The 11887-nt window shown below is 51.8% G+C and carries 9 protein-coding genes; 5 read left to right on the top strand and 4 right to left on the bottom strand.

Annotated elements, in window-relative coordinates; all coding sequences use genetic code 11:
- The first annotated feature begins 221 nt into the window (after window positions 1-221).
- Window positions 222-2186 (top strand): NACHT domain-containing protein, encoded by a 1965-nt coding sequence (locus POG22_RS08785; protein ID WP_498904781.1) that lies wholly within the window; start codon window positions 222-224, stop codon window positions 2184-2186.
- A 58-nt stretch (window positions 2187-2244) separates the two neighbouring features.
- Here POG22_RS08785 and POG22_RS08780 read toward each other — a convergent pair whose 3' ends face one another.
- From POG22_RS08780 to POG22_RS08770, 3 genes are all read right to left on the bottom strand, one after another.
- Entirely contained in the window at window positions 2245-3540 is a 1296-nt protein-coding gene (locus tag POG22_RS08780; RefSeq protein ID WP_498904779.1) for a CO2 hydration protein, read from the bottom strand.
- A gap of 43 nt (window positions 3541-3583) precedes the next feature.
- Window positions 3584-5074, bottom strand: coding sequence for an NADH-quinone oxidoreductase subunit M (locus POG22_RS08775; protein ID WP_498904777.1), 1491 nt, complete (start codon window positions 5072-5074; stop codon window positions 3584-3586).
- A 163-nt stretch (window positions 5075-5237) separates the two neighbouring features.
- Window positions 5238-7103 (bottom strand): NAD(P)H-quinone oxidoreductase subunit F, encoded by a 1866-nt coding sequence (locus POG22_RS08770; protein WP_498904776.1) that lies wholly within the window; start codon window positions 7101-7103, stop codon window positions 5238-5240.
- A gap of 367 nt (window positions 7104-7470) precedes the next feature.
- Here POG22_RS08770 and POG22_RS08765 point away from each other — a divergent pair, with 367 nt between their 5' ends.
- Window positions 7471-8313, top strand: a complete 843-nt coding sequence (locus tag POG22_RS08765) for a Uma2 family endonuclease (RefSeq protein WP_498904774.1) — start codon at window positions 7471-7473, stop codon at window positions 8311-8313.
- Window positions 8314-8975: 662 nt separating this feature from the next.
- Window positions 8976-9956 carry a hypothetical protein gene (locus tag POG22_RS08760; RefSeq protein ID WP_498904773.1) on the top strand — a complete coding sequence of 327 codons (981 nt, stop codon included), beginning with the start codon at window positions 8976-8978 and terminating at the stop codon, window positions 9954-9956.
- Window positions 9957-10152: 196 nt separating this feature from the next.
- Here the strand turns inward: POG22_RS08760 and POG22_RS08755 are convergent, their stop codons facing one another.
- Window positions 10153-11112 carry a DUF1517 domain-containing protein gene (locus POG22_RS08755; RefSeq protein ID WP_498904772.1) on the bottom strand — a complete coding sequence of 320 codons (960 nt, stop codon included), beginning with the start codon at window positions 11110-11112 and terminating at the stop codon, window positions 10153-10155.
- Window positions 11113-11391: 279 nt separating this feature from the next.
- Here POG22_RS08755 and POG22_RS08750 point away from each other — a divergent pair, with 279 nt between their 5' ends.
- Together POG22_RS08750 and POG22_RS08745 are read left to right on the top strand one after the other, a co-directional pair.
- Complete coding sequence (locus POG22_RS08750; protein ID WP_498904770.1) at window positions 11392-11556, top strand: hypothetical protein; 165 nt, start codon at window positions 11392-11394, stop codon at window positions 11554-11556.
- Window positions 11553-11882: a DNA cytosine methyltransferase gene (locus POG22_RS08745; RefSeq protein ID WP_498904769.1), complete on the top strand. Its 330-nt coding sequence runs from the start codon at window positions 11553-11555 to the stop codon at window positions 11880-11882. The genes POG22_RS08750 and POG22_RS08745 overlap by 4 nt, the downstream gene beginning before the upstream one ends.
- The last annotated feature ends 5 nt before the right edge of the window (window positions 11883-11887 follow it).

Raw genomic sequence — 11887 nt, 5'->3', positions numbered from 1 at the left:
CCTTGCTCCCCCTCATCCCCTCTCCCCCTCTCCCCCTCTTCCCTGCTCCCCCTCTCCAAAAGCTCCTCGAACTGAGACACAATGTTACGATATCGATCGTGTCTCTGCGTGAGAAACCAGGGGTATTGGTGATGAGGAGAGATCGAGGTGTGCCGTTGAACCGAAAGAACGTCCATAAGGACTCTGTACCGAAGCGAACGGCGTCGCAATCCCAATCTGCTTTGCAATCGACACCCACAGCGTCGCCCTCGTCTCGGCGGCGTCGTCGTAAATCTTCCCATGCGGCGAGATCTGGGAAACGACGGTTGCAACTTCCCCCGTGGCAAGTTTGGGCAGTGTTGTTCGGCCTCGGTACTATCGGGACTGCAATTACAGCCACGGCTTTGTTGTTGCGATTGCCCGCCGTTCCCAACTGTCCGTCGATTTTCTGGCCGACTGCTTCGGCGTCGATGCGCCTCTACTGCGGACAACTGGCGGCGAATAAGAAAACTCCAGAAGATTTACTCGAGGCGATCGAACTCGTCAGTAGCGTTCCCGTCGATCGCGGATTGCGCCCCACCATCGACCAGCATCTGGAAATGTGGACGCAAGACTTGCTCGATTTAGCCGAAACGTCCTTTCAAAACGGCGAACTCGTCGAAGCGATCGACATCGCCCGTCGCGTTCCCACCGATACGTTACCGCCTCAACCGCGACAAACCTTAGAACGCACCATCGAACTTCGCATCGAGTCTTGGAAACAGGTTTGGACTGAAGCTGAAACGATTTACGAAGCGATCGAAACTCACTTGAAAAACCGACGCTGGACGGAAGCATTTCGCGAAGCGACGAACTTGTTGGAGGTGGACAACCAATATTGGGCGACGACGAAATATCAAGAAATTACCCAGCGCGTCCAACAAGCCCGCGAAGATACTAACAAACTCGCGAACGCGCAAAACCTCGCCAATCGCGGCGATGTAGACGGTGTTCTCGAGGCGATCGCCTTAGCCGAACAAATTGGTTTGGAAAGTCCCGCCTATCCCATCGCCCAAGACGCCCTCGAAGACTACGGACGACAACTTCTCGATTTGGCGGATGCGGCGTTGGAGGCGCGAAACCTCACGGAAGCCATTTCCATCGCCCGTCGGGTTCCGGCGAGTACGCAACTCAAGGACGAAGCGCGAGATTTCGTGACCTTAGCACGGGCGCGGTTCTTGGTGTGGCAACCGACGGTCACGAATTTGGAAAATGCGATCGCCCAAGCGCAAAAGCTAGACATCGATAGTCCTTTATATAACGACGCCCAGCAGCTCATCGGTCGGTGGCAACGGGCGATCGATCAAGTGGCGTTGCTCGATCGCGCGCGAAACACGGCACGCACGGGTAGCGTGGCGGATTTGACTGCGGCCATCGCCCAAGCTGAACTGGTGTCGAATTCGACGCCGCTCTACGATGAAGCCCAGCAGGAAATTGCCCGTTGGCGCGATCGCCTCGAAACCTCCGAAGATCGCCCGATTTTACGGAAAGCCCAGGAATTAGCGCAGCAGGGAGATTATCAAGCTGCTGTCGCCCAAGCCAGACAGATCGGGGGCGATCGCGCCCTCCACGACGAGGCGCAACAGTGGGTTTATCAGTGGCAAAGTGCGATCGCCGAACGGGAAGACCGACCGATTCTCAACCGCGCCCAACAGTTGGCCAACCTCGGAAATCTCAACGACGCGATCGCCACCGCACAACAAATTCCCTCGAGCAGTCCTCTTTATAATGACGCCCAAACCGCGATCGCACAGTGGTCGGGAACGGCGCGCGATCGTCAACTTCTCGACGAAGCCTACGACATCGCCCAGGGCGGTTCCCCAGAAGCTTTAGAAGCCGCAATCCGCACGGCCAACGGAATTTCGTCCTATGGCAGTTGGCGGGGCGACGCAGACGGTGCGATTCGCGATTGGAGTTGGCAGATCGTCGATTTAGCCCGCGATCGCGCCACTTACGACCTTTTCGGCGCCATGTCCATCGCCGAACGAGTGCCGTCGTTTAGCGAAGCCTACCCGGAAGCGCAACGGCTCATCGCCGATTGGGACGCTCAGTTGAATCCGCCCCCGACACCGGACGTTACGCCAGAATCTAACGAACCGAAACTCGAAGAAGATCGTTCGTTTGAAAGACAAATTCCAGTTCGAGATTTTGGCAGACCTCTTGAATAAAAAAGAGCAGGCAATTTTATTGCCTACCCTGAATTTAAACGACTCGAAAACCAAACTGCTAACGATAATCCCGAGATTGAATATCTCGCAATCGCGCCTCGGGACGTAAAAACCGATCCATTTGCGCCTCAAAAAACGCGCGATTTTTCATCAAATGCTTCGGATTGGGGTCGTCGAGGGGATACAACAACGCCTGACGCAACGCCTGAATCACCGCCGACGTAACGTTATACATCGATCGCTGGAACGTAATCCCCAACTGAATCAATATATCATCTTCACCGCGACAGTGTTTCTGATAGTATTCCGTCAAATAAGGTGGCAGAAAATGCAACATATCTTGCATTAACAATGTCGGCGGAATTCCCGCACTTCCCACCGGAAAAACATCCGCGTATAAAATGCCGTAATGGAAATCCTTCTGTTCGTCCGGGACCTGCCCCGCTTGCGCGTTGTAAGACTTCGTACCTCGGAACGGTGCAGTTCGGTAAAACACCGCCTCAACGTAAGGTAACGCCGCCTCGTACAACCAGGTAAACCCTTGGGATTTCGGAATAATTTCGTAACACTCGTCGCCGATATAAACGTGGTGGTAAATCGGGCGTCCGGCGATGGCAAAAATGCCGTTGACCAAGAAATCCATCGCCTCGGGAACTGTAGTCATTTTCCCTTCATCGTACAGGTCGGACATCTCAAAGAACACTGGCGCCATCACTTCCCAAAACAGCCCCAAATTGGCGTAATAGGACAGTTGACGCACTTGTTCGAGAAACATTTCGGGGAAGAGTTGGTGCAGCCCCAACATCACCGGATTGCCTTTAAAATAGGCTTTGATGGCGCGATCGGCATTGGCGACGTACTCCTCGCTTTCCAAGTAATCGTTAAACCGTCCCCCCATGCCTTGATGCCATAACATCGCCCGCATACAGGCTTCGGCGAATTCCATATTGACGCGATCGTGCCACAAATGATGCAGCAGCTTGGGCATTTTTTGGGTTTCGCCCCGTTTCATGAACTCCAACAGTTCCGGGTGTGCTGTGGCTTCCCCCCGCCAAATTCGCAAATCGGCGGTGTCTCCAGCGTAGTGGTTGTGTAAGTCCAAATACTCTTTCGGTAAGAAATATTTGAAGGCCGGGAGTGGGTTGAGAAACACCCGTTCGGCAATGTAAAGCAAATCCCGCCAGTAGAAATCCATCGGCACGGCATAGGCTTTATAAATACCGATGATTTGCATCAAGTTTTCCGGGGTGTCGGGAAGCATAGACCCCCCCGCTTCGAGGCGATGAATCACCTCGGCGAATTCGTGATTAGACGGCGGAATCGGAGTTTTGGGTTTGGGAATTGCTCGAACCATGACGCGAGTTTCTGTGGACGACTGGGGAGGAGGGGAAACGTGCTTAACGCTGAGTCACGTTCTGGGCGACGATTTCTTGAGTGGGTTGGAGGGTCGAAGCTAACATAGTTGCGGTGGGTTCCATCCAACGAATCAACCAGTTGGGTTGAATGCCGAGAAACAGAACGATCGCCGATAAGACTAAAGCCGGAACCCGTTCGCTCCAAGACAGGCGATCGTAATAGGCGAGTTCGTTGTTCAACTTACCGAAACAGGTGCGGTTGAGCAGAATCACGAAATACACCGCCGTCAACCCGGACGAGAGAATACAAACCAAAGTCGGAATCGGAAAAATGGGGAAACTGCCTTGGAAAACGATAAACTCCGCCGCAAATCCCACCAAACCGGGAATTCCCGCACTGGCCATCCCCGCCATCACCAACAACCCACTGACGAGGGGCAATCCGCGAACGGGGTTCATCAAACCGTTGAGCAGTTGCAGTTCTCGGGTTCCCACTTTGTCTTCGACGATGCCGACGAGGTTGAACAGTAACGCCAGAATCAAGCCGTGGGCGACCATTTGCGCGACTGCACCTAACACGCTCAAGTCCGTTCCGGCGGCGGCGGCGACGAGGACGTATCCCATGTGACCGATCGAACTGTAGGCCACCATGCGTTTGATATCGTTTTGGGCGATCGCGTTCAACGACCCGTACATGACGCTAATCGCCCCGATTAACGCCAAACCCGGCGCAATAACCGACCAAGTATTGGGGAACATTTGCAATCCGAACCGCACCAGTCCGTAAGTTCCCAGTTTCGCCAGAATTCCACCGAGGAGAATCGCTACCGGAGGCGAAGCTTCCACATAGGCGTCGGGAGACCAAGTGTGCAGGGGAACCAAAGGAATTTTGATACCCAATCCCACCAACAACACCGTTAACAGAATCAACTGGGCGCGAAGGGGTAAGTTTTCGGTGGAAATGCTGTCGTAGTCGAAGCTGAAACTTCCACTCAGCCAAGCGACACCGAGAAACGCTGCCAAAATCAGAATTCCTGACAGGGCGGTGTACAGCAGAAACTTCATCGCCGCGTAACCCCGTTTCTCGCCGCCCCAAATGGCGATGAGAAGGTACACGGGAATCAGTTCTAACTCGAAGAAGAGAACGAACAGCAGCAGGTTTTGGGCGAGAAACGCGCCAGCCACTCCCGCGTTGACGAGGAGAATCAGCGCGTAATACAGCGAAGCTCTGGGGGTGTTGGCTTTGCTGCTGTAGACGACGACGCCGGTTAAGAGGGCGTTGAGAATCAACAACGGCATGGACAAGCCGTCGGTTCCCAGGCTGTAACTCAAGCCGATGGGTTCGGCCCAGGTAAGATATTCGGAAAATTGTAATCCGGTATCGCTGAGGTCGAATTGGAACAGCAACCACAGCGTCCACACGAAGAGAAGTCCTGCCGTGGAAAGGGCGAGGGTTCGGGCGGTTTGTCCCGATTTGGTAAAGCCGACGATGATGGCGGCCGCCAGTGGAACGAGAATGAGGGCGCTTAGCATATTAGCAAGGGGTTCGCGAAAACAGTTGAGTTTCGAGAATTATTCGAGAAGGGTTCGAGGAGGGTTTGAGAATTAAACGTTGTCTGTTGGCGGTTTGTTGGCGGTTTGGAAAAGGATTGTTGTGAGGATTGTTGTAAAGAGGGTTTGTTAAGGAGATAGCGGGTTAGAACATCGTCCAAAGTGTGGCGAATTGAGAGAGATAGGGGAAACTAGCAAGAATCACGAAGACGGCAACGCTGAGAACGATCGACAGAATGTAAAACTGAGATTGTCCGGTGGTGTTGTATTTGAGACTTTCGCCGCCGAAGAGGGTGGCAAAACCGACGAGATTTACGGTGCCATCGACGATGTAGCGATCGACCCAGTAAATTAGTTTGGAGATGCGATCGACTGCAAAGACCACCGTGGCTTTATACAACTGTGGCGTATAGAAGTCGTAGGCGAAGAAATCTTGCAGGGCTTGGGGATTGAGTCGCACGGGTTTTTCCCAATTGGGATTGAGATACACCAACGCGCCGAAGCCGATTCCCGCCAAACTCGACCAAGTCATCAATACCGCGACGAAGCGATTTAAACTCGCCCAATCCGGCAACAACTGCCACTGTGCCAACAACAGGGGTAAATGCAACGCAAACCCCGCCAGCAACATCATCGGCAACACCAGCAACCACAAGCCTTCGGGGGAACGTCGGGTGAAGTCCGTCAGCTTTCCGCCGAACATCAATCCGAACAGTCGCGTCACGCTGAACGCCACGAAGCCGTTCACCGCTAACACCACGCCAAACAAGAGGGGGCGACTTTGCCAGAGGGCATCGGAAATTTCCACGAGAGACCAAAAGCCTCCCAACGGCGGCATGGCAATTAGAGATAAACCCGCGATGATTAACGAAATTCCCGATAGGGGACGGCGCGACCACAAACCGCCGTACTGGGTGAGGTTTTGTGTAATGTTGTTGAGGACGACACCTCCGGTACTCATCACCATCAACGCCATTGCAATGGCGTAGGTGAGCAGCAACACTAAGGCGGCGTGGTTTTCACCGATACCGACGGCGACGAACACCAACCCCATGTAGGCACTGGTGAGATAGGACAAAACCCGTTTTACGTCGATTTGTGCGATCGAAATCAGACTCGCACCCACCGCAGTCGCAGCCCCCACCGCAACCACCACACTCGACCCCAACGGCGACAACGCGAGAATCGGTTGCACTTTAATCAGGACCCAAGCCCCGGTGGACACGATGATGGTATTCCGCAGAATCGTCGCCGGGTAAGGACCTTCCATCGCTTCGTCCAGCCAAAGGTGAAAGGGGAACTGAGCGCATTTAGCAATCGGACCGGACACCAACGCCAATGCCAGCAACGTGGCTAAGGTGGGGTCGAGATCGGCCGTTTTCGCCCAGGCGGTCAGTTCGGTAAAGTTCCAAGTTCCCGACAGGGGCAGCAGTGCGACCACGGCCATTAATAGGATGAGGTCGCCTACCCGTTTGGTGAGGAAGGCATCTCTGGCACCTGTCACCACGAGAGATTGGTTGTACCAAATCCCGACGATGAGATAGGTTCCCAGGGTGAGGATTTCGAGGACGACATAGCTGAAAAAGAGGGAGTTGCACAGAACCAGCAAGCACATCCCCGCCTCGAACAGTCCCATGAGGGAGTAGAACCGCGCCCATCCCCAATCCATTTCGAGATAGGCGATCGCATAAATTTGTGCCAGCAGGTTCAACCCGGTGATGAGAACGCAGGCACCGAGGGCGACGGTGGAAATTTCTAAGTCTAAGCTGATGTTGAGTCCCGGTGCGTTCAACCAGGCAAAGGAAAGCGCTTGGGGAGGTTGGTTCCAGGTTTCAACTAACGCCAGCAGGCTATGACCGAACGCTGTAAAGGTCATGATGGCGTTGATGTAACCTGCCGGACGGGGGCCGGTTTTGCGGATGAATCCCGGCGACCAGGGAAGCGCAAGTATTGCGCCGAGAAGGGCGTAGCAGGGAAGCAGCCACGCACTCTGGCTGAATAGGTGACTCATGCAGTTACCTCTAGCGAACGCAAGAAATCGAAGGCAGGCGAAATCGCCTCGATCGCGTTTTCTGGGGTCGATCGAGTAATTCCGGCAACGATGCTGTTGCAAAACTTAATTGTTTGCAATCATAGCTAAAAGTGGAAAACTTTGTAAATATCCATAGAGAAAAATCTATAATTAGAGCGATCGCTTTCGCTGATAAGCATAAATACTTGATTTTAAATTAAATTTATTGACTTATTGACAAATAAAATAAAGAATGGTAATAGACAAAAAATATGATTTTCTGTTGTAGAAGCCTTGCATCGCAGGTTTCGACAGAACCAACATCGCTACAATCGAGCCAGAACATCTCAAACAGGGAGGTCGTCTCGTGTCCCCCGAACTCGCCCCAGAACCAGTTCCCCAAACGCCGGAAGCGGAAGTCTGGGAACCTCCCATGCCGCCGACTGACTTGATTTTCGACGACGGAGAACCCTTGGAAAGCAACCGCCACCGCATCGCCATGAATCTCCTCATCGAGTCCGCTGATTCAGCGTTAGCGGAACGCAACGATTACTTCGTCGGCGGCAATATGTTTATTTACTACAGCAGTCGCCAAGCGAGAAATCGGGATTTTCGCGGGCCGGACTTTTTCGCCGTGTTGGATGTCGAAGAAAATCGCGATCGCCAAGGTTGGGTGATTTGGGAAGAAAACGGACGTTACCCCGATGTCATCGTCGAGTTGATGTCGCCGAGTACCGCCAAATTCGATTTAAACGAGAAAAAACAGATTTACGAACGGACTTTCCGAACGCCGGATTATTTTGTCTTCGATCCGTTCGATCGCAACTCCTTACGCGGTTGGCATCTCGATACCGATGCGGGGGGATATCAAGAACTCGAATCCGACGAGAGAGGTTGGTTGTGGTGTTCTCAGTTGAATCTATGGCTGGGAATTTGGGAAGGCTCGATTCTCCACATCGAGACCTTTTGGCTGCGGTTTTACGACGCTGAAGGAAACCTGGTGTTGTGTCCCGACGAAAAGGCGCAACAAGAAGCGGAAACGGCGCAACAGCGAGCCGAAGAAGAAAGTCAACGCGCCGAAGCCGAACGCCAACGGGCTGAAGCCGAACGCCAACGCGCCGAAGCCGAACGCCAACGGGCTGAAGCCGAACGCCAACGCGCCGATCGCTTAGCGGCAAAACTTCGCGAACTCGGCATCGATTCGGAGTAATGGGATAGCTCGCTCGTAGTATTTGAGTTTCAGCTTGGCCGAACGTTCCACCAATGTCTGACTCGCAAAAGAGGCGCACGAACGATCGAGCTTTCTTTAATATTTTACACGTTATTTAGATACATACTCACGTCAAAATATAGTCAAAAAATTTGGAATTTCAATTTTTCAGAGCGATCGCACAGGTCGAACGGTTTGAAATTACTGTTCGATCCTAGGGTTTGTCAGCGATCGCCGTGAAAACCTATTGAATTGACCTCGTGAAAGACTTCTGTGCAGAATACCATTAGAATTGACGAATACTGTAGAAAAGTGAGTTCAGTCGAACGTAGTTATTCAAGCGAGTCCGATCGGACTCGCAAAGTCCTACGATCTCTAAAAATGCAATGCTGTGGCATGGAAGCTTCGAGCTGTTCGCTCTATTTAAAACCAAAATAGAGGTTCTCGGATTTAGGACATTCCCATTGAATTGGAGATCGAGCGATCGATGCAATCTAACTCATTAAATTCCACAGTATACAAATCTAATGCTTTGCGATTTTAGAATCGAGCAACACTAAGTTTTTTTATGAGGAAAATTTCCGGCTATGCGGATTTTGCTGACCTTCATTCAATGGTTTCTTACCGCTTTTGCGATAATCATGGTCGTTGGCTTTATCGCAATGCAATCCATACCCAGCGCGGCGATCGCTCTCGTAGCGGTTTTACTCCTGTTACCTCCTCTTCAGGGAGTATTTGAATCCAATCTGGCGTTTTTAAAATCTCGCGTATTACGTATTATTTTAGCTTTAGTGGTGTTGTTGTTTAGCCCTCTACCGCTCGGTAGTAGTATGGCTCGTTTAGAGTTCGAGCCGATCGCACTCTGTTCTCAACCCCAGGATGGGAAGTGCGAGCAGAACGTACAACAGTACATCCAACCCAACTCTATCCACTTAACCGCCGTTCCTGAAGAGTTTCCCGACGATCTCCCCGAAGGCGAACCTGAAATTGAAGTGGCGATTTCCTACGAAAGCGAACCCAACAAGCAAACATCGATCGCCGAATTGAACGCCACGGTAAAAGAAGGCACTCCCATTCAGTTAGAACTTCCACTCGAGACAGCCGGTATCGGTTCTTACACCGTAACGTTATCGCCACTCACAGAGGATTTGTTCGTTCCAGAAACCACAACTCAGTTTTCAATTTGGCCAGAACTGGTCGATTTAGACGAGCTTGCCAGCTTATCGCCGTCTTCTCTTAAGATTACCAACTTAAGTACCTGTATTGGGTCTCGGGAAAACGCATCGCAGGAAGCGCCCAGTGAAGCCACAGAGGAAGATACTTGTCCGTCAGATCTCGAGTCGTTTTCAGAAAACGTCTCTGCAATTGCGGTAGATATGAAATTTGCGAGTACGGAGAGCGAGGAAACGACCGATCTTCGTCTGGTTTGGCGCTACCTTGAAGGAAATCCGAACCTACAAGAAGGGCCGATTGTTTTAATTGACTCAGTCGTTCCCATTCCCAACGATCTCGATGGCTTTATCTTTACTTTGGGGGGCGGCGATCGGGGTTTTCCTAGGGGGCGTTACGATCTGATCGTTTTTCCCAAAACTCAAAATGCAGTTCCGATCTATCGAACTGTCGAGATCGGTAATCCAGAGTAGTTGACGCTCGCTCGCCTGAGTTGGGGTGAGGGGCAATTTTCAGGAAATCAACCGTTGCGATCGCCGGTCGTTCGGAATTAGCTGACAAAAAGCGATCGCACCCTCCCCCGCAACTTCCCATAAAAAACAGGGCGGACAGCGTCCACCCCGTTCGAGAATTCTCGAAAAATGCCTCGAGAATTCTCGAAAAATGCCGTTACAGGACTTGTAACTTCGGATATCCTGCCATCAAATCGTCTGCGGAGAGCGTATCCCCTTGAGCTTGAGGCGTCCAGAGAACTTCCACCGCCAACAGGCGATCGCTCGAAACACCGCCCAACTGACGTAACGCTTGGTTCAGCGACTCCGCACTATCGACCTTGGGAAGTTGGAAATTCCCCTGAACCCCAGCTAAAATCGTCACCACGATGTACTCGCCAGGGGCTTGAGTTTCCGCCAACGCACCCTCTTCAGCATCGCCAGGAAGCGAGGGCGTCCCTTGTCGCAACTGACTTTGATAGTTCGAGAGAGTTTCCTCAGCGAACTTACTGCGTTCGGAGAGCGACCATTGATTGAACTTGGCTTCTGCACCGTTCATCGTCGTCACATCGTTGTCCGTCTGAGCGTAAACGACGTATTCCGGGTGACGCAAGACAGCGAGCGAAGCTTCTTGTAGAACTTGCGTGCGTCCGACTGCGGTTTCAGTGTTCGCAGACATCGCCAAACTATCCAATTCCGACTGTAACTCGCGGGCTTGCGCTAACAATCCCACTTGCACCTTCGCCACCGATACCTTCGACGTCATGGCTTCCATTTCGCCGCCGTCACTGTCTGCGATACCGCGCAAACTGCGGACGAGGAAGTTGGCGAAAGCGATGACGATTAACAGCGAGAACAGTCCGCCGAAACCGCCCCCGAAGCCGAAGAAGGGAATCAGGAAGGGGAAGCCGAAGCCGCCACCGGGATAACCGCGAGAGGGGGCGTAAGAGCTACTGGGGGGGCTATAGCTGCGGGTGGGGGCGCGGAACGACCCTCCGCCGATGCGTCCGCCGCTACGGGCGGCGAATGCGCCGTCTACGTGGGAGAAGAACAGTACGGCGACGAGTCCGGCTAAAAACAGCGATTTTAAGATGGGTTTGAGTTTTGAACTGAGTTGTGAAAATAATTTGCGACCCATACAACCTCTTGGTGTGACCTTGTAGCGTTTAAGCTATCGCGAACTGCACCTCCGCCCCCAGGTCGAGTGTGGTGGTTTGTGTTACGGAGTCTTGCAGTTCTATAACTAATGTATCGTTTTTGACGAAGTGGGGGCGATCGAATGCAGTGGAGATAACCCCACTTTTGAGGACGGAACGAGCTTCTATGGGGAGGAACGGCTTACAGGACACGATCGGCGATCGTGCGATACGAACTTTTAGAGTCTACTGGTTGAGAGCCGTTAGTAGAATGGGCGATCGTGAATAGACAAGGCAATAAAATTGCTTATGTGATTGATGGGGCTGGTAACTTTCAACGAAAATCTGCAATTTCGACCATTTGTCAACACAGCGATTGTACAGTTGCTTTTACTCAGACACAATTTAAAACTCTCGTTCAATTTATTCAAGATTTTTTGAAATGATACACTTTGTAGACTTATTTGCAGGTATTGGTGGTATGCGGCTTGGTTTGGAAGCTGCTTGCCAGGAACTCGGATTGAATTATAATTGTGTTTTAAGCTCTGAAATTGATTCTAAAGCTTGTACGACTTATTATTTAAATTTTGGTGAAACTCCTCAAGGAGATATTAGAAAAATAGAAAACGTTTCTCAATTCGCCGATTCAAAAATGAAATGCAACACCGGTGGGTTTACGAATAAAGGCTCATCGGCTATACTTCGATCTTTCATGAATAATTACCTAATTGAAGATCGAACCAATGAGCCATCACCATCTTACCCCATCTGAGCGTG

It is taken from the genome of Geitlerinema sp. CS-897 (assembly GCF_028368005.1).
GTDB classification, from domain to species: Bacteria; Cyanobacteriota; Cyanobacteriia; order Cyanobacteriales; family Geitlerinemataceae; genus Baaleninema; species Baaleninema simplex.
This window is presented reverse-complemented; position numbering and strand designations above follow the sequence as displayed.